The sequence below is a fragment of the Ruegeria sp. YS9 genome, assembly GCF_024628725.1.
GTDB lineage: Bacteria > Pseudomonadota > Alphaproteobacteria > Rhodobacterales > Rhodobacteraceae > Ruegeria > Ruegeria atlantica_C.
On the sequence record NZ_CP102409.1, the window covers coordinates 2,833,264 to 2,850,787 of the forward strand.

Annotated in this window: 18 protein-coding genes; 9 read left to right on the plus strand and 9 right to left on the minus strand. The window is 58.0% G+C overall.

The window, feature by feature from the left end:
* Positions 1–48 precede the first annotated feature (48 nt).
* From fliL to NOR97_RS14425, 5 genes are read left to right on the plus strand one after another with little or no spacing between them, the layout of a single operon-like run.
* Positions 49–546: a flagellar basal body-associated protein FliL gene (gene fliL / locus NOR97_RS14405; RefSeq protein ID WP_254440083.1), complete on the plus strand. Its 498-nt coding sequence runs from the start codon at positions 49–51 to the stop codon at positions 544–546.
* 9 nt (positions 547–555) lie between these two features.
* On the plus strand, positions 556–1,032 hold the full coding sequence (locus NOR97_RS14410) for a hypothetical protein (RefSeq protein WP_170346734.1): 477 nt from the start codon (positions 556–558) through the stop codon (positions 1,030–1,032).
* Positions 1,029–1,613, plus strand: coding sequence for a MotE family protein (locus NOR97_RS14415; RefSeq protein ID WP_257599539.1), 585 nt, complete (start codon positions 1,029–1,031; stop codon positions 1,611–1,613). Before NOR97_RS14410 ends, NOR97_RS14415 begins: the two co-directional genes overlap by 4 nt.
* 47 nt (positions 1,614–1,660) lie before the next feature.
* Positions 1,661–2,530 (plus strand): flagellar motor stator protein MotA, encoded by an 870-nt coding sequence (motA, locus tag NOR97_RS14420; protein WP_170346736.1) that lies wholly within the window; start codon positions 1,661–1,663, stop codon positions 2,528–2,530.
* Positions 2,527–4,662 (plus strand): hypothetical protein, encoded by a 2,136-nt coding sequence (locus tag NOR97_RS14425; protein WP_257599540.1) that lies wholly within the window; start codon positions 2,527–2,529, stop codon positions 4,660–4,662. Before motA ends, NOR97_RS14425 begins: the two co-directional genes overlap by 4 nt.
* A gap of 166 nt (positions 4,663–4,828) precedes the next feature.
* Here NOR97_RS14425 and NOR97_RS14430 read toward each other — a convergent pair whose 3' ends face one another.
* Together NOR97_RS14430 and betB are read right to left on the minus strand one after the other, a co-directional pair.
* Positions 4,829–5,173 carry a hypothetical protein gene (locus NOR97_RS14430; RefSeq protein WP_257599541.1) on the minus strand — a complete coding sequence of 115 codons (345 nt, stop codon included), beginning with the start codon at positions 5,171–5,173 and terminating at the stop codon, positions 4,829–4,831.
* A gap of 77 nt (positions 5,174–5,250) precedes the next feature.
* A complete protein-coding gene (gene betB / locus NOR97_RS14435; protein ID WP_257599542.1) occupies positions 5,251–6,705 on the minus strand; it encodes a betaine-aldehyde dehydrogenase in 1,455 nt (484 codons plus the stop codon).
* A 187-nt stretch (positions 6,706–6,892) separates the two neighbouring features.
* On the opposite strand from betB, the gene NOR97_RS14440 reads away from it, so the two are divergent.
* Positions 6,893–7,222 carry a hypothetical protein gene (locus tag NOR97_RS14440; protein ID WP_257599543.1) on the plus strand — a complete coding sequence of 110 codons (330 nt, stop codon included), beginning with the start codon at positions 6,893–6,895 and terminating at the stop codon, positions 7,220–7,222.
* Between the two features lie 7 nt (positions 7,223–7,229).
* Here the strand turns inward: NOR97_RS14440 and NOR97_RS14445 are convergent, their stop codons facing one another.
* Complete coding sequence (locus NOR97_RS14445) at positions 7,230–7,739, minus strand: potassium channel family protein (protein WP_257599544.1); 510 nt, start codon at positions 7,737–7,739, stop codon at positions 7,230–7,232.
* A gap of 65 nt (positions 7,740–7,804) precedes the next feature.
* Positions 7,805–8,710 carry a rhodanese-related sulfurtransferase gene (locus NOR97_RS14450; RefSeq protein WP_257599545.1) on the minus strand — a complete coding sequence of 302 codons (906 nt, stop codon included), beginning with the start codon at positions 8,708–8,710 and terminating at the stop codon, positions 7,805–7,807.
* A gap of 96 nt (positions 8,711–8,806) precedes the next feature.
* On the opposite strand from NOR97_RS14450, the gene pncA reads away from it, so the two are divergent.
* Positions 8,807–9,400, plus strand: coding sequence for a bifunctional nicotinamidase/pyrazinamidase (gene pncA / locus NOR97_RS14455; protein WP_257599546.1), 594 nt, complete (start codon positions 8,807–8,809; stop codon positions 9,398–9,400).
* Here pncA and NOR97_RS14460 read toward each other — a convergent pair.
* A complete protein-coding gene (locus tag NOR97_RS14460) occupies positions 9,397–9,927 on the minus strand; it encodes a hypothetical protein (RefSeq protein ID WP_257599547.1) in 531 nt (176 codons plus the stop codon). The genes pncA and NOR97_RS14460 overlap by 4 nt on opposite strands.
* Before the next feature lie 164 nt (positions 9,928–10,091).
* Between NOR97_RS14460 and pncB the strand changes: the two genes are divergently transcribed.
* Both pncB and NOR97_RS14470 read left to right on the plus strand, forming a co-directional pair.
* On the plus strand, positions 10,092–11,384 hold the full coding sequence (pncB, locus tag NOR97_RS14465) for a nicotinate phosphoribosyltransferase (protein WP_257599548.1): 1,293 nt from the start codon (positions 10,092–10,094) through the stop codon (positions 11,382–11,384).
* Between the two features lie 87 nt (positions 11,385–11,471).
* On the plus strand, positions 11,472–12,632 hold the full coding sequence (locus NOR97_RS14470) for a hypothetical protein (RefSeq protein ID WP_257599549.1): 1,161 nt from the start codon (positions 11,472–11,474) through the stop codon (positions 12,630–12,632).
* Between the two features lie 16 nt (positions 12,633–12,648).
* Here the strand turns inward: NOR97_RS14470 and NOR97_RS14475 are convergent, their stop codons facing one another.
* Genes NOR97_RS14475 through NOR97_RS14490 form a run of 4 tightly spaced genes read right to left on the minus strand, consistent with a single transcriptional unit; the run spans position 12,649 to position 17,488 of the window.
* Positions 12,649–14,100 (minus strand): aldehyde dehydrogenase family protein, encoded by a 1,452-nt coding sequence (locus tag NOR97_RS14475; RefSeq protein ID WP_257599550.1) that lies wholly within the window; start codon positions 14,098–14,100, stop codon positions 12,649–12,651.
* A gap of 33 nt (positions 14,101–14,133) precedes the next feature.
* Complete coding sequence (locus NOR97_RS14480) at positions 14,134–15,732, minus strand: ABC transporter ATP-binding protein (protein WP_257599551.1); 1,599 nt, start codon at positions 15,730–15,732, stop codon at positions 14,134–14,136.
* Positions 15,729–16,544 (minus strand): ABC transporter permease, encoded by an 816-nt coding sequence (locus tag NOR97_RS14485; protein WP_257599552.1) that lies wholly within the window; start codon positions 16,542–16,544, stop codon positions 15,729–15,731. The genes NOR97_RS14480 and NOR97_RS14485 overlap by 4 nt, the downstream gene beginning before the upstream one ends.
* Positions 16,541–17,488 carry an ABC transporter permease gene (locus tag NOR97_RS14490; protein ID WP_257599553.1) on the minus strand — a complete coding sequence of 316 codons (948 nt, stop codon included), beginning with the start codon at positions 17,486–17,488 and terminating at the stop codon, positions 16,541–16,543. Before NOR97_RS14490 ends, NOR97_RS14485 begins: the two co-directional genes overlap by 4 nt.
* Positions 17,489–17,524: the final 36 nt, after the last annotated feature.

Here is a 17,524-nt window from a genome sequence, read left to right on the forward strand (position 1 = left end):
AGTCCCTGCGCGGTTATGACGGAGTCGGAACGGATGAATGAGGACGTCATGACCGACGCAACCGATGAACTGGCGGAACCCACCGGAAAAAAAGGGAAAAAGGGAATCCTGATCGGGATGCTTCTTGCCATCGCCGGAGCTGCGGGCGGGTATTTCCTGACGTCATCCGGATTGATTCCGCTGGGTGGCAAGGCCGCGGTTGAAGCCGGCAAGGACAAGGCGAAAGAGGAACCTGCCAAAGCGCTGGCGGATGTCGGGTTCATTGATCTGCCGCCGGTTGTTGTATCGGTGAATTCCGGCAAGTCGCGACATTTGAAGTTCCACGCTCAGCTCGAAGTTAACGCGCCGTACATGGATGATGTGAAAAAAATGCAGCCACGAATCATGGATGTCCTGAACGGATACCTGCGAGCCGTTGAATTGAAGGACCTGGAGGATTCGCTGGCATTGACGCGCATCCGAGGTCACCTGCTGCGACGCATTGGAATTGTCGTTGGCGAAGGGCGCGTTCGCGATGTGCTGGTGATGGAATTTGTGCTGAATTAGGAGGCGGAATTGGAGCTGATTGCGGATATTTTGCTGGTCGCCGGTGCGTTGGGCGCGGGACTTTATTGCTTTGTGCTGTCGCGCCGCCTCAGGCGGTTCACCGATCTTGAAAAAGGCGTCGGTGGCGCGGTGGCCGTGTTGTCGACCCAGGCAGAAGAGCTGAAGAAATCTCTCGACAGCGCGCGAAATGCCTCTGATCAATCGGGGGATCAGCTTAAGGCGCTGACGCAAAGGGCTGAAACCGTGGCTCAGCGCCTCGAGCTGATGATGGCATCTCTGCATGATGTCATCCCCGAAGAAGAAACTGCCGCTCCGGAAAAAGCAAAGCCTGTCCAAGACGAGCCTCAGCCTGAAGAGCAACAGGGCACCAAGCACGAGAAAACAGCGGAACCGGTCGAAACTGGTACGAGTGAAGAGCAACCCAAAGCGCCAGAGGGCCTGATGTTCTTCCGGCATGACCGCAAGCAGAGCGGGGCGCAGGTATGAGCCTTGCGCGCAACGCCAAACACGATACGCGCCCGCGCGGCGGTGTGCTTGCTGTCATCTCATTGCTGATGATCGGCTCGGCTGCGATTCGCGTTGGCTTGGAGGCGGGACCTGCGCTTGCCAAACCGGCGATGCCCGAAGCCGTGGAAAACAAGCCCGCCGCATCCGAAACACGCGATGTTCAGGTTGTGTTGGCAGAGCTTTTGCGCCGGGAGGAACGCGTCAAGCAGCGAGAGGATGAATTGCGCGATCAGGAAAAAGCACTGGAGATCGCAACCCAAGCCGTTGAAACGCGTCTGACGGCCCTGAAGGAAGCAGAAGATGCCCTGCGTGCCACGTTGGCGGTTGCGGACAAGGCGGCAGAGAACGATCTGGCGCGCCTGACGGATGTTTACCAGAACATGAAACCAAAGGACGCAGCCGCATTGTTTGAAACCATGGACCCGACCTTTGCCGCAGGGTTCTTGTCCCGCATGCCGGCGGACGCAGCGGCTGGCGTACTGGCGGGCCTGAGCCCCGAAGCGGCCTATACGATCAGCGTCGTCATGGCCGGACGCAACGCCTCGGCCCCGCAGGAATAGTCGCCGGTGTTGCCCGGTATCGCACAGAACTCATCTGGAGATCTCAAATGATTGGAATTGTTGGAATTGTTGTCATCTTCGTAATGGTCTTCGGCGGCTATCTCGCGGCAGGTGGCAAGATGACCATCATCATGAAATCTCTTCCCTTCGAAATGATGATGATCGGCGGTGCCGCCGTAGGCGCCTTTCTGATCAGCAATGACATGGGCGGCGTGAAACATACGATCAAAGACATGGGCAAGGTGTTCAAAGGCCCGAAATGGAAGCCCGAAGACTATCGTGACCTTCTGTGTCTTCTGTTTTCGTTGATCCGCATTGCCCGCGCCAATCCGGTTGAGGTCGAGCAGCATATTGAAGACCCCGAAAACTCCAGCTTGTTTTCCGCATATCCCAAGATCCAATCAGACAAGGAGGTCGTCGACCTGATTTGTGACACCATGCGGTCGGCGGCGATGAATTATGACGATCCGCATCAGGTTGAAGAGGTTCTGGAGAAGCGCATGGAAGCGAATTTTCATCATGCCATGCACTCAAGCCATGCACTTCAAACAGTAGCAGACGGCCTGCCCGCGCTGGGGATCGTTGCCGCGGTTCTGGGCGTGATCAAGACGATGGGATCAATCGATCAGCCGCCCGAAGTGCTGGGGAAGTTGATTGGGGGCGCCCTCGTAGGCACGTTCCTGGGCGTTTTTCTGGCCTATGGTCTGGTCGGCCCCTTCGCAGGCAAACTGAAAGCCGTGGTTGAAGAAGACAACCACTTTTATCAGCTGATCAAAGAAGTACTGGTGGCCAATCTGCACAATCACAATGCCGCCATGTGCATTGAGGTCGGACGCCAGAACACCCCAACCCATAACCGCCCGGGCTTTTCCGAGCTGGAAGACGCATTAAAAGAGCTCAAGCAGGCGGCGGCATGAAGCGCATCGGGTTTCTGATTGCGGTTTTGGTCACGGCTGCGTCTGCCGTGACCGCAAAGGACGTGGTGGTGCGATCCGGAGAGCATGACGGATTCACACGTCTGGTTTTCGACGTGCCACCGGACACCCGCTGGGTGCTGGCGCAACGGAAGAACGGCGCAAGCCTTACCATTGCCCTGGACGACGTGACATTCAAAACCAGCTCGGTTTTTGGGCGTTTGACCACGAACCGCCTGGCTTCTTTGTCGCAGAAGAACCCCGGCAGCGCGTTGGAGCTGGAGTTCGGATGCAACTGCGTGGCGTCGGCGTTTCTGTACAGAAACTCGATGATCGTACTGGACATCGCGCCAGGGGAATTGTTACCGCCGCTTCTTGAGGATATACCGCCACCCTTGATCGGAAAAACAGCCCAAGACAAACCGCCATCGGTTGAGACAGGGTTGCATCTGCCGCTTCTCACCATGACTGAGCAGGGGATAAAAGACCAGCTGTCGACTCGTCTTCTGCAAGGGGCCGATCGCAAGTTGCTGGACTTGAAGCTTGCTCCTGTCGGGCCACGCAATACCGCCCCGTCCGGTACAAGCGTTGTGGCGCCCCAATTGAGTTCGAACTTACGTCTGACCACGGTTTTGGACGATTTACAGAATGTTTTGAACGCAGAACTGCAACCAATTGACCAAAGACCGGCCTGCATCTCGACTGCTGAGCTGAGTTTTGCGTCTTGGTCTGGGGACTCGCCTTTTCCAGATCAAGTGTCAGCTCTCCGTTCAGGGCTGTACAAAGAGTTTGACAAACTTGACGGCGAAAAGGCCATGAAACTGGCCAAGCTCTACGCCTCTTTCGGTTTCGGAGCCGAAGCGTTGAGTGTCTTGAGGCTGTTGGAGACGCCGCCAGAGGGCTTCGAACCAGTTGCAGCAATTGCCCGGGTTGTAGATAACCGGCCGCCGCTGCCCAGGAATCCATTCAACGACCTGCAACGATGTGACGGTGATGCTGCACTTTGGGCTGTGTTGTCCGAAAGCGAGCTGGCACCTGACGCGAATGTGGAAGCAATCGAACACACGTATTCAAGACTGCCGGATCATCTTCGCCGCCAGCTGGGGCCGCGGTTATCAGAAATACTGGTGAACGCACAACAACTGGAGGCTGCCCGCAGGATCCTTCGCTCGGTTGACCGGATTGAACCGGAAACGACATCCGGTGTCGCTCAGGCCAAAGCCAGCGTTGCCAAGGCGGAAGGGAACAGTGACCGCGAAGAAGAATTGTTGACCGAGGTTATAACCTCAACCAACGCCGCCACTGAATCACCGCTGGCTTTGGCGCGCCTGGTGGAAAAACGTTGGTCTGAACGTAAAGCTGTTTCTTCTCAGGAGCTTGAACTGGCGGCATCTTATGCGGTCGAGTTCAGGCGATCGGAACTGGGCCCGATGATGAACCGCACCTATGCGATCGCTCTGAGCCTGAGCCAGGAATTCGACCGCGCATTTGACGTGATCAAAGCGCAGCCACCCGGCCCCGATAGTGGCGGCGCGATCAATCGGCATCTGCAATTGCTTGCCGAAAGATCGGATGACGCAACCTTTCTACGCCAGACGATGGAGGCAATGCAGCCGGACATGGCGGCAGTGCTGACAACCGATACTGCAGTTGCATTGGCCAGCCGTCTTGCTGATCTGGGCTTTGCTCAGCAGACATTCGCTCTGGCGAACAGATCGGAAGACCAGTCGCGGCGCTTGGATCGGGCTCGATTGCGGGCTCGGGCCGCTTTGCTGTCAGGGCGCCCTCATCAAGCCCTGCTGGAGTTGGCTGATGACAATTCCGAGGAGGCGAATGCCTTGCGCGCGCAGGCGATGGTCTCAACAGAAGATTTTGCAGCCGCCGGCGATATGCTCCGAGATCTCGAGCAAAACGAAGCGGCAAACCGCTATTTCTGGCTGGCCGGGGTGTCGGATGAAAGGCTGGAACCTGCGGGCGGGAAATACGCGGCGTTGAACCAAACGACCCAAGCCTTGTCTGACCTGCCGGAACGATTGGCGGAAAAACCGCTGGCGGATGCTGAAAACCTGTTGAAGGACAGCCAGTCCGCCCGCCAGCGGATCGATGAAATGTTGAACGCAGTTGGTGTAAAATGACGTATATCGCGACTGTTCCGCCCGCACCCGGCAAAGTGAAGGCAGGTCCCGATCCCGGTATACCCTGCAATGCGTTTCAACCGCTGGGAGCCCGGCGCGTTGCTTCAAACCGAATCCAATCAGAACACCCGATCAGGCGGGGATGCAAATATGGCTCCAACTTCTTTCAAGGATGTTGGGTTCCAGACATGACGCCGAAGAACAGGCCGCCGAATTTCAGGCCGCGTTCCTCAACCAATAAGGTCACGACGGCTGACCGCCCGCGAAGCAACCGGTACCGTGGCATTTGCGGCAGATGCGTGAAAACGAGACACCTGATCAGCGATATACGGCGGTAATGGTTCCGCGTCTTCAATGAGTTCAGTGGCCAGAGAAATCGCGGACGAATCTCCTCATCAGGCCGGGCCAATCGGCCGAGGATGGCAACGTCTTTGAACAAAAATTCCGCAATACCTACCTTTTCCGGCACGCTGGCAGGCGTCGATGTTGTCAGTGTAGTATTGCCCGCCACTGGCTGGCGTTTCCTCTGCTCCCGGCGCCGAACACGGGGAGCAGAGACATCAAGAAAAGCGGACAACCGTCCTTGATTCAGTACGGAGCCTCAACGTCATTCATCGAGACATAGACGGTTTTCATTTCCGAGAAATGGTTGATCGCCAGTTTCGAGTTCTCGCGCCCGACACCGGACATTTTCGATCCGCCAAACGGCGCTTCGACCGGGGCAAGGTTGTAGGTGTTGATATAGCAAGTGCCTGCTTCGAATCCGGCCACGATTCGATGCGCCCGGGTCAGATCATTCGTGAAGACACCTGCGGCCAGACCGAACTCGGTGTCATTGGCGCGGGCCATCACCTCTTCCTCGGTCTCGAAATCCAGCACCGACATGACGGGGCCAAAGATTTCCTCGCGCGCGATGGTCATGTTGTCCGTGACGTCAGCAAAAACCGTGGGCTGCAAAAAATAGCCGTCCCGGTCGATCCGTTCACCGCCATAAATCAATCTTGCGCCTTCGGCTTTTCCCTTTTCGATATAGCCCAGGGCGATGTTCATCTGGTTCTCGCTGACCATCGGGCCAAAGCTGACGTTCTCGTCCATTGGATCGCCGATTTTCGCGTGATCCAGACGTTCTGACAGACGTTTCAGGAAGGCCTCTTTGATACTTTTCTGAACAAAGACGCGGGTGCCGTTGGAACAAACCTGACCCGAAGAATAGAAATTGCCCAGGATCGCACCTGAAACAGCGTTTTCGATGTCGGCATCGTCAAAGACGATCATCGGGGATTTGCCGCCAAGTTCCATGGTCACATGCTTCATGCCATCCGCCGCAGCAGCATAAACCTTGCGGCCCGTCGGCACAGAACCCGTCAAAGAGACTTTGGCCACACGCGGATCGGTGACCAGCGAAGCACCGACATCGCCGTAACCCTGGATCACGTTGTAGACACCCTTGGGCGCGCCGGCCTCGACAAGAATTTCAGCCACTTTCAATGCCGAAAGCGGTGTGGTTTCCGAAGGTTTGAACACCATCGTATTGCCACAAGCAAGCGCCGGGGCACCTTTCCAGCAGGCGATCTGCGTCGGATAGTTCCAGGCGCCGATCCCGACGCAAACACCCAGCGCCTCGCGGATGGTATAGACGAAATCACCCCCGCCCAGCGGAATATGCTCGCCAGTCAGTGAGGCGGCCAATCCACCAAAATACTCCAGCGCATCGGCCCCCGAGGTGGCATCGGCCACAGTGGTTTCCTGAATCGGTTTGCCGGTATCATGGGTTTCCAGAACGGACAGGTCGTAATTGCGTTCGCGCATGATATCGGAGGCGCGGCGCAGGATGCGGCCACGTTCCGTCCCGGACAGGGCCGCCCAAGCCGCCTGAGCGTTTTTTGCGCTGTTTAGAGCCTGTTCCACGATCGCCGGCGTCGCCGAATGCAAACGTGCAATCACTTCGCCTGTAGCGGGATAGATCACTTCAATGGCCGTGCCGTTTGTATCTTCGACATATTCGCCATCAATGAAATGGCTGGCCCTGGGCTGAAACTTCATACCGTGTCCTTTTCTTTCGCACCCGTCAGGACGGGACAAATGGTCAGTCGAAAATCGGCCTATCGGTTATTGATTGACCAGTCAATAAAATCATCGAAGGGGCGGTTTCACGCCTGTCAAACCCCATAATCCTTGAAATTTTTGGTTAATGTTCTATTTATGTTCTACATAGTCAGAGGACAAACCGATGACCCAGCAAACACGCCCCACAGCCCTGAACGGGCCGAACAACGACTATCACCTGCTTCCAGTCACCGACCGGCAGATGCGGTATGCGCGTGCGATTGCCGAGAAGTCAGCCCTTGAGATCCCTGTTGAGGCACAGCGCGACCGGCGGCTTTTGTCTGACTGGATTTCAGCCCACAAACCACGCGGGACCTCGCAGTTCGACAATTACCCGACGGGAAAACAAGTTGCGTTTGCCGAGCGGATTTCACGCAGCAAGCGCCGCCCGATCCCGTCCGAGTGTTTCCGCGACAAGAAAATGATGTCTCGCTGGATCGATCAGAACAAATAGACCCTTATTAGGGTCTTTCCTGAGTGTGATTGCGGGCGTAAAGCGAAACTGCTGCGGCAACAAACATCCCCAGCAGGATATAGCCCGTCACGGCCTCGGACACGGCGAGCCCACGGCACAGTCCGGTCGGGGACATGTCGCCATACCCGACTGTGGTAAAGGTGACATAGGAAAAATACAGGATATCCCCCGGACCCTGCGCACCGATGACACAGTGGTCGTTATACCCAAAGGCGCCGTAAACCGCGGCGAACAGGAAGGGGACAACCTGTATGAACGAAACACCCATCAGAAACAAAAGCCTGCGGGGCGACTTTACCTGGGTCACGTAATACCAGGACTGCGACACCAGCCAGATCAACAGGCCAACCGAAGCGATTGTGCCAATCGTGTCGCCCGCAGCTGCCTCGTTCAGGCGTGAAAGACCATACCAGGCAAGAAAGCTCGCCAGAACCAGCCCCAACGCTGCAATCAGGGTTGATTTCCATTCATCCAAAGTCGTGGGTTTGCGGTGCATGAACGCCCCTTCAATCCGGTCTTCGCGCAATCATCCGACCTAAAGGCATCGCCCGCAACCCGAATTCAGTCCTGGCGCAGATGCGCCTCACCCCGCTCGCGCGCCAGCAGGATCTGCTTTTGCCGTTCGCGAAAGCGCATTTTGTCAGCATCGGACGTCTCATCGATGCATTGATGGCATGAAACGCCATGCTCGTATTCCGGGCGCTTCACATCCTCGGGCAGGATTGGACGCCGGCAGCCATGACAGAGCTTGTGCGGCCCTTCAACAAGCCCGTGACCAACCGAAACACGATTGTCGAACACAAAGCATTCGCCCTGCCAGGAACTGTCTTCAGCAGGCATTTCCTCAAGATACCGCAGGATACCGCCCTTGAGGTGATAGACATCCTCGACCCCCTGACCCAGCAGGTAGTTGGTGGATTTCTCGCAACGGATACCGCCCGTGCAGAACATGGCGACCCGTTTGTTGTGAAAGCGGTCCTTGTTCTGTTCCCACCATGCCGGGAAATCGCGAAAACTGGCTGTTTCAGGGTCTATTGCGCCTTCAAACGTCCCGATTGCCACTTCGTAATCGTTGCGCGTGTCGATCAGCACCACATCGTCAGAACGGATCAGGTCATTCCACTCCTGCGGGTCGACATAGTTGCCGACACGGGCGCGCGGGTCGACATCGGGCTGACCCATGGTCACGATCTCTTTCTTCAGCCGCACCTTCATCTTGCCGAAAGGCGGATGCTCCGAGGTCGCTTCCTTCCACTCCAGATCAGCGCAACCGGGCAAGGATCGGACATGTGACAGCACGGCGTCGATTCCGGCACGCGGGCCGGCGATCGTGCCGTTGATCCCTTCCTGCGCAAGCAGCAGCGTACCGGTGACGGACTGCGCGCGGCACAGGTCCAGCAAAGGGTCACGCAACGCGGCTGGATCCGCGAAACGGGTAAAGTGATAGAGGGCAGCGATTGTGTACATACGCGCGATCTACCTTTGCAGACCCAGAGTCGCAAGGGATTGCATTGACGCCCCGCGCGCCGCCGCCTACCGATAGAGCGGTAAAAGGAGGCCGCCATGACCCATGCCCTGCTCGTGATCGATGTCCAGAACGACTTTTGCCCCGGTGGTGCGCTGGCTGTGGCAGAGGGGGACGAAATCGTCGCACCGATAAACGCCATGATGGGTGAATTCGATGCCGTGATCCTGACTCAGGACTGGCATCCGGCGGGGCATTCTTCGTTTGCCAGTTCCCACGATGGCAAAAACCCGTTCGACCTGGTCGACATGCCCTATGGCCCACAGGTTCTGTGGCCCGACCACTGCGTGCAGGGCACGCGCGGCGCCGGTTTTCATCCCGACTTGCGCACGGATGGCGACCTGATCCTTCGCAAAGGATTCCGCAGTACCATCGACAGCTATTCCGCATTCTTCGAGAATGACCACCAGACACCGACAGGCCTGAAAGGCTATTTGGATACACGCGGTATCGACCGTTTGACCCTTGTGGGATTGGCCACCGATTACTGCGTGCGTTATTCCGCGGTAGATGCCGCCAGGTTGGGTTTCGATGTCACGGTCCGCATGGGCGCGTGCCGCGCGATTGATATGGACGGTTCGCTGGCAGCCGCCGAGCAGGCGATGCGGGATGCCGGAGTCGTATTGACCTAAGGTGTGGCGCCCGCGGCGGCCAGAAGCTTGATCATCACGAACAGAACAACTGCCAGACCCAGCGCGAACCCAATGCGCCCTGGAATCGTGCGGCGTTCCGGATTGGTCTGGTTTGACGGAGGTGGCGGAACGCGCATCGATCGGCTGCGTACGATCCCAGCCATGGGTTGCGCGGTTCGCACGTAGTGCAAGAAATCCCAAAGGTTGAAATCGCCGCAATATTCACCCTGAATTCCACGCGTCCTGATGTTGTCAAACAGCGACCGCAGAATTCGCACCCGATCCGCATGGTCCTCGGCCGGAAAAACACCCGGCACGATGCCGCTGTTGCGCGACTCGAGGCTGAATCCTGCATCCATGAAAATCTTGCGGATTTTCGGCGATGTTCCACGCAACGCGTCCGCGGCTCTGATATCGCGGAACACCGCACATACCAGGCGTTCCGTATCAGAGGCAGACCCCAGCTTTTCGGGGTCCAGATCTTCCAGCGCTACGTTAACAATATCAAAATCGTACTCGATACCCATTCACAAACTCAGTTTCGACTTTCCATCCCCTCTTCTCACTAACCGGTAAAAACAATGCACAATATGCCGGTATTGTGACTTCAAACTGGCATTGTCACCAAATCAGTGACTCTTGCCATTTCCAGAGTCGATTGATCTAACTACGGAAATCGCAGGAGTTCCCCATGGTCGACATCGCGACCCGCGTCTACAATCACAAATGGAAGATTGACCCGATTGTACGGTCTTTGATCGATACTGATTTCTACAAACTGCTGATGTGCCAGTCAGTGTTTCGAAACAAGCCTCAAACAGATGTCGTGTTTTCGCTGATCAACCGGTCGAATCACGTACCTCTGGCGCGTTTGATCGATGAAGGCGAGCTGCGGGAACAGCTGGATCACATCCGCTCTCTCAGCCTCAGCCGTGGGGAAAGCACCTGGCTGCGCGGCAACATGTTCTACGGAAAACGGCAGATGTTCCGCTCTGACTTCATGGAGTGGTTCGAGAATTTGCGCCTGCCGCCCTATCATCTTGAACGCAAAGGCGACCAATATGAACTGACCTTTGAAGGCAAATGGCACGAGGTCATGCTGTGGGAAATCCCCGCGCTGGCGGTGTTGATGGAGCTGCGCTCGCGCGCGGTGCTGAACGATATGCGCCGGTTCGAATTGCAGGTCCTGTACGCCCGCGCGATGACCCGGGTTTGGGAAAAGATCGAAAAGTTGAGCTCGATAAACGGGCTTGGGATCGCGGATTTCGGTACCAGACGGCGGCATTCCTTCCTGTGGCAGGATTGGTGCGTGCAGGCGATGATCGAAGGGCTGGGCGCATCCTTTACCGGCACTTCGAACTGCCTGATCGCCATGCGACGCGAGGTCGAGGCCATCGGCACCAATGCGCATGAACTGCCCATGGTCTATTCCGCGCTGGCAGATACGGATGAAGCGTTGGCGCAGGCGCCTTATGACGTGCTCAGCGACTGGCATGACGAGCATGACGGCAACCTCCGCATCATCCTGCCCGACACCTATGGCACTAAGGGGTTTCTGGACAATGCTCCTGACTGGCTGGCGGGATGGACCGGCATTCGAATCGACAGCGGAGACCCGGCAGCGGCGGCCGAGGTCGCAATAGACTGGTGGAACGCACGCGGCGAAGACCCGACAGGGAAGCGGATCATTTTCTCTGACGGTCTGGATGTCGAGAAAATTCAGGAATTGCATGCCCAGTTCGCGGGCCGCGCCAATATTTCCTTCGGTTGGGGAACCTTGCTGACCAACGATTTTCGCGGACTCGTCCCCAATGACGCGCTGGCGCCATTCTCATTGGTCTGCAAAGCGGTATCCGCCAATGGCCGCCCGACGGTAAAACTGTCGGACAACCCGGAAAAGGCTATGGGTCCGGAGGACCAGATCGAACGCTACAAGCGGGTGTTTGGTGTCGGAGCGCAAAAGGCGATCGAGGTGATCGTCTGAACCACGGCAGCGCATTCATCATTTATCGGCAACTCACCTGATGCTATTTTGGAAGGCATTCTCATTGAGCATTAAGGTTGAGACACAATGATTTTTGAACCAAGGAACTTCTACGATACCGGCGGATCCCGGGATGAGCTTTCACTTTTTTCCTACGCCGCATACCTGATATCCCGCGCGCAGTTTCTGCAAGCCGAAGGCGATGACAGCGACCTTTTACTGTTGGGCCGCGATTGGGAAGAAACCGACGATGCCGTTCTGTCCAAACAGCTTGTCATGCTCGGATTCCGGCCAATTGACGACCGCCAGACATCCGCCCACGAATACATGAGTTTCCTTGATGGCCCCGATGACCTAAGGCCCGTCGACCTGCTTACTTCGCCAGAACCTGAAGGGTATTACCAACATTTGTTCGAGGCGATCAAAGCAGCAGAGGAATGGCCCAGCGCCCAACATATTGGCGCTGCTTTGAAGCTTGGACTGGCGGCCCCGGATTCAATTGTTGCTCTTGCCGCACTGAGTTCATGCCTCAAACTGTATTCGCCGGATTCTTTTCCGCCACGTCTTTGGCTTGGTGTGTTTACGGCGCGTTGGGCGCAGTTGGAGCCGCTCTCGCAAGATTTGCTTACTGTGTTGTCGTCCGCTCTGATTTCCGTCCCGCCGGGCTCGAAGGTTCCACCGGCCCCCGCGCAACAGAAAGCCGATGCGCCGGGGTTGCTTCTTGTTCATGGCACTCACTTCGAAGTCGATCCCGACCCCACATGGTACTATCCGCATGTCGGAGATCTGCACAATTACATCAAGCCGCATCGCAACGATATCTTTTCAGGACAGAACTACTATGAATGGGAGGGCCGGTGGTCCGATCGCGGCCGCCATATTGCTGCCAAACACCTGAAAAACTGGATAGATCTTGAGGCCTATCACGGCTGCGATGTGGTTGCCCACAGCCACGGCTGCAATGTCGTCATGAAAGCCGCCGATATGGGGGCGCATTTCAACAAGGTCGTTTTCCTAAGCTGCCCGGTACACTGGCACAAGTACAACCTGAATTCAGGCCGGATCAATGCGCCGTATTCCGTTCGGGTCTGGTTTGACTTGGTGATCCTGGCAGACGGCGGCAGACAAAAGTTCCCCGCCAGTGCCAACGTTGCCGACGAGGTCGTCGGAGGTTGGTTCAGCGGGCATTCTGCCACGCGGACATCACGGATTTGGGGCAATCATACATTGGAAGCAAAGCTGATCTGAATTGCCCGGGTAAATGCTAACCGTGAAACGCGGCAACTGTCTTCAACTGTGAAAAGCCGTACAAAGCTTCGAACCCTTTTTCGCGGCCGTGTCCGGATTTTCCCACCCCGCCAAATGGCAGTTCAACGCCGCCACCAGCACCGTAGTTGTTTATGAAAACCTGACCCGAGTGCAATGCTTTCGCCAACCGCATCTGTCGCGCACCATCCCGCGTCCAGACGCTGGCGACCAGGCCATATTCCGTACTATTCGCTATGGTCAGAGCCTGTTCTTCGGTGTCAAACGGGATCAGAACCTGAACCGGGCCGAATATCTCGTCCTGTGCCAACTGATGATCTGGCGGCACGTCTGCGAACAAAGTGGGCCGGACATAGGCTCCGGTTTCTGGCGCGTCATCGACAATCTGTCCCTGCGCAGCGATCGTCAGGTCCGTGGCTGTTTTCAGAAAGCCGCTGACAATCTGTCTCTGCCGGTCCGAGATCAACGGTCCAACGCGCAGATCCTGCATCGCCGGGCCGACGGTCAGTTCTTCATAGGCCTTGGCCATGCGCGATCTGACCTGTTCATAGACGCCCCGCTGCACCAGGATGCGGGACGAGGCCGAACAGGTCTGGCCCGCGTTTTGGACACCCGCATTCACCAGAAACGGCAGCGCTGCATCCAGATCGGCATCGTCAAAAACCAATTGCGGGGATTTCCCGCCCAGTTCCAGCGTCACGGGCACCACGTTGCGTCCCGCCGCCTGCTGCACAAGGGCCCCGGTGGCAACCGAACCGGTGAACGAGATATGGTTGACTCCCCGATGCCCCGACAGCGCTGCACCCGCCTCGGCCCCCAGACCGGGCACGACGTTCAATGCTCCGGCTGGCAGCCCGGCCTGTTGCGCAAGATGGGCAAAGGCCAGCGCGGTCAGGCAGGCCTCTTCCGCAGGTTTCAGAACACAGGCGTTGCCCATGGCCAACGCCGCCCCGACGGAACGCCCGATAATCTGCATCGGATAGTTCCAGGGCACGATATGGCCCGTCACCCCATGCGGTTCGCGCAAGGTGTAGACGGTGTAGCCATCGAGATAGGGAATGGTCTCGCCCATCACCTTGTCGGCCGCGCCGCCATAGAACTCGCAATAGCGCGCCAGGGCGACCGCGTCTGCCCGGGCCTGTGTCAGCGGTTTGCCGACATCCATCGCCTCGAGCCGCGCCAGATCGTCCACCCGGTCCAGCACCAGCTGGCCCAACCGTGTCAGGATGCGGCCGCGTTCCAACGCCGTCTTTCGCCCCCAATCACCATACAACGCAGATCGGGCGGCTTGTACCGCCGCGTCGATATCCGCCTCGGACCCTCGGGCGATCCGGCAGATCTCGGTCCCGTCCGAAGGGTTGATCAAGGGCAGGCTGTCGCCCGCAGCCGCCCGGATCCAGCGCCCGCCGATCAGGCACAAGGTGGGATCAAACCAAATGTTCTGGGTCATTTTGGGCCTCCAATCAGGCTCTAACAAGGAACTTTACGCCGTCAGCGGCCTTATCTCGGGCAACCGGGGCGCAGCGGCAATCAGGGTTTGCGTATAGGGATGTTGCGGATTTTCGAACACCTGCTTGGTCTGACCCTGTTCGACGATCCGCCCGGACTGCATCACAAGCACACGGTCGGTGATCGTGCGGACAACGCTCAGGTCATGGCTGATGAACAGATAGGTCAGGTCATAGGCATCGCACAGTTCAGCGAGCAGATCGAGGATCTGTGCACGGACCGAAACGTCAAGCGCCGAAACCGCCTCGTCGAACAGGATCAGATCGGGCCGGATGATCAGGGCGCGTGCAATGGCGATCCGTTGTCGTTGCCCGCCCGAGAATTCGTGGATGTACTTGCCCGCGTCGCCGGGGCTGAGGCCGACGGCCGTCAGTATTTCCGAGATCCGATCCCGCCGGTCTGATCCGGTGGGCGGGTCGTCCAGCAAATGGAAAGGCTCGGTGATCAGGCGCGCGACACGATGACGGGGGTTGAAGCTGCCATATGGGTCCTGAAACACCACCTGCATCTTCCGGCGCACGGCAAGGTTGGGTTTGTGCCCGGTGAAAACCGGCTGACCACCCAGCCGGATTTGACCGGACTGAACCTCCTCCAAGCCCAAAATTGCCCGTGTTAGGGTCGATTTTCCGCATCCGGATTCCCCAACCAAACCCAACCGCTCGCCTCGGTTGAGTGAAAAACTGACACCATCCACTGCCCGGTGATGGCGCGGCGCGTCCAACAGGCCTTTTCGGGGCAATCGGTAGTCCCGGACAACCTGGGTTACCTCCAGCAACGTTTGCGGTTGCGCGGGTTCCGGCAAAGTGACCTGATGGCCAGACGCCTCGAACAGCATTCGGGTATAAGGGTGATGCATGTGACGCAGCAGGTGCTGTGTGGCCCCGCTTTCAACCACTTCTCCGTGGCGCATGACGATGATCTGGTCCGCCATATCAGAGACAACGGCCAGATCATGGGTGATCATCAGCAGCCCCATGTCATATTCACGCACCAGCCCCTTGAGCAGGTCGAGGATCTGCGCCTGTGTCGTGACGTCCAGCGCTGTCGTCGGCTCGTCCGCGATCAGCAGCCTGGGGCGCAGAGCGATGGCCATGGCAATGACCACGCGTTGCCGTTGCCCGCCGGACAGTTCGTGCGGATAGCGGGAAAGGGGGAACCGATCAGGTGGCAGGCCGACCCGGGTCAGCACCTCTTTGGCGCGTGTTCGGGCCTGGGTCGGGGGCATCGCCTTGTGGATCAGGATCGTCTCCATCACCTGATCACCGATGGTTTTCACCGGATTGAGCGCTGTCATCGGTTCCTGAAACACCATCCCCATGGACGCGCCGCGCAAGGCGCACAAATCGGGCTCTGACCGTGTCAACAGATCCTGACCGTCCAGCCAGATCGCACCTTCCGTGCTGGCCCCATGCGGCAGCAGTTGCATCACCGCCAATGCGGTCATCGATTTGCCCGAGCCGCTTTCACCTGTCACCGCCACGATCTGGCCGGGGTCGATCGACAAGCTGACCTGTTTCAGGATCGGCATCCCGTGGATCGTCAGCGACAGGTTTTCAATCTGCAACAAGCTCATACCCGCGCCACCCTGATCCGGGGATCCAGCCAGTCCCGCATTCCGTCGCCCAACAGGTTCAGACCCAGCACCGTGACGATGATCGCCAGACCCGGAATCAGAGCCAAATGCGGGGCAAAACTGACCATCGTCTGCGCGTCTGCCAGCATCCGGCCCCAGCTGGGCGTCGGAGGTTGAGCGCCCAGACCAACATAAGACAGGCCCGCTTCGGCCAGAATGCCAAGGCTGAACTGGATGGTGCCCTGCACGATCAGCAGGTTGGCCACGTTGGGCAGAATATGTTCAGCCGATATCCGCGCCACCCCTTTGCCCGACACACGGGCGGCGAGGATGAACTCTCTCTCCCAAAGCGACAAAGCAGCCCCGCGGGTGATACGGGCAAAGACGGGGATGTTGAAAATGCCGATCGCAACAATGGCGTTGATTGCTCCGGCGCCATAGACGGCCGTGATCAGGATGGCGATCACCAGCGAGGGGAAAGCGAAGACCAGATCGTTGCCACGCATGATGACCTCATCCAGCCAGGATCCTTTGCGCGCGGCCGCCGTCAGGCCAAGAGGAACGCCAAGTGCCATGCCGATGCCGACGGCCACCAATGCCACCGCAATCGACGTGCGTGCACCGACCATGATCATCGAGAATATGTCGCGGCCGAAATGATCGGTTCCAAACCAATGCTGCCCGTTTGGTGGCTGCAATTTATTGGGAATGTCCAGCGCGGCATGGTCGTAAGGGGTCCAGATGAACGAGACCAACGCGGCCAGAACCACCAGCGACGACAACAAGGCCCCAAGGATCAGGTTCCGGTTCATGTCCTGCTCCTCAGTCGTGGGTCCACGGCCGCATAAGCAAGATCGACAAGGAAATTGACCGTTATAACGGCAAAGACCAGCAGCATCACGACCGATTCCACGACGATGAGGTCTCGGGCAGAAATGGCCTGAAACACCAGCCGCCCGAGGCCCGGCAGATAGAACACCTGTTCGATGATGATCGACCCCGCCAGCAGAAAGGAAAACTGCAAGCCGATGATGGTCAGCACCGGGATCAGTGCATTTCGCACACCATGCCGCCACAGGGCCTGACGACGGGACAGGCCCTTGGCCCGAGCCGTGCGCATGAAATCCTCACCCAGAATGTCCAGCAAGGCCGACCGCATGACGCGCGCCAGAATCGCCGCCTGTGGCAAGGCAAGAGCCACGGCAGGCAGGGTCAGGGAATGCAGGCCGGCCCACAGACCGTCGTTCCAACCGGCAAACCCGCCCGCATTGAACCAGCGCAGGTTGATGGCGAAGATCAGCACAAGCATCATTGCAAACCAGAAATTGGGCACAGCAATCCCAAGCTGCGTCGCCCCCATCACTGCAAGGTCCCCCGGCTTGCCCCGACGCGCAGCGGCATAGATTCCGGCGGGAAAGGCGATCAATGTGGACAGTGTCAGCGCGTAAAGCGCCAGGGGCAACGACACCCACAACCGGTCCGCGATCATCTGCGACACTGGCGTGCGGTAGGTGTACGAGGTGCCGAAATCGCCCTCCAGCATGCCGCCCACCCAATTGAAGTACCGCTGTATCCTGGACGCATCCAGGCCCAGCTCGGCCCGCAACGCGGCCAGCGTGTCCTCCTGCGCGTTGACGCCCAGCATGAACGACGCCGGATCACCCGGGGCAACCTCGATCACGGCGAAGATGACCACCGAGGCGACGGCCAGGCTGACAAGCAAGGAAATCAGTCGTTTGAGGACGTAGCGGAGCATTGGCACCACGTTAGGGTCACATCAGGCATGGGTCCA

Bases quoted from the DNA above. Each gene is read 5' to 3' on its own strand.
- pncB (WP_257599548.1), top strand. From the start codon at position 10,092: ATGGTCGACATCGCGACCCGCGTCTACAATCACAAATGGAAGATTGAC.
- NOR97_RS14440 (WP_257599543.1), top strand. From the start codon at position 6,893: ATGACCCAGCAAACACGCCCCACAGCCCTGAACGGGCCGAACAACGAC.
- betB (WP_257599542.1), bottom strand. From the start codon at position 6,705: ATGAAGTTTCAGCCCAGGGCCAGCCATTTCATTGATGGCGAATATGTC.
- NOR97_RS14450 (WP_257599545.1), bottom strand. From the start codon at position 8,710: ATGTACACAATCGCTGCCCTCTATCACTTTACCCGTTTCGCGGATCCA.
- motA (WP_170346736.1), top strand. From the start codon at position 1,661: ATGATTGGAATTGTTGGAATTGTTGTCATCTTCGTAATGGTCTTCGGC.
- NOR97_RS14470 (WP_257599549.1), top strand. From the start codon at position 11,472: ATGATTTTTGAACCAAGGAACTTCTACGATACCGGCGGATCCCGGGAT.
- NOR97_RS14480 (WP_257599551.1), bottom strand. From the start codon at position 15,732: ATGAGCTTGTTGCAGATTGAAAACCTGTCGCTGACGATCCACGGGATG.
- NOR97_RS14460 (WP_257599547.1), bottom strand. From the start codon at position 9,927: ATGGGTATCGAGTACGATTTTGATATTGTTAACGTAGCGCTGGAAGAT.
- NOR97_RS14445 (WP_257599544.1), bottom strand. From the start codon at position 7,739: ATGCACCGCAAACCCACGACTTTGGATGAATGGAAATCAACCCTGATT.
- NOR97_RS14490 (WP_257599553.1), bottom strand. From the start codon at position 17,488: ATGCTCCGCTACGTCCTCAAACGACTGATTTCCTTGCTTGTCAGCCTG.
- NOR97_RS14485 (WP_257599552.1), bottom strand. From the start codon at position 16,544: ATGAACCGGAACCTGATCCTTGGGGCCTTGTTGTCGTCGCTGGTGGTT.
- NOR97_RS14475 (WP_257599550.1), bottom strand. From the start codon at position 14,100: ATGACCCAGAACATTTGGTTTGATCCCACCTTGTGCCTGATCGGCGGG.
- fliL (WP_254440083.1), top strand. From the start codon at position 49: ATGACCGACGCAACCGATGAACTGGCGGAACCCACCGGAAAAAAAGGG.
- NOR97_RS14425 (WP_257599540.1), top strand. From the start codon at position 2,527: ATGAAGCGCATCGGGTTTCTGATTGCGGTTTTGGTCACGGCTGCGTCT.
- pncA (WP_257599546.1), top strand. From the start codon at position 8,807: ATGACCCATGCCCTGCTCGTGATCGATGTCCAGAACGACTTTTGCCCC.
- NOR97_RS14415 (WP_257599539.1), top strand. From the start codon at position 1,029: ATGAGCCTTGCGCGCAACGCCAAACACGATACGCGCCCGCGCGGCGGT.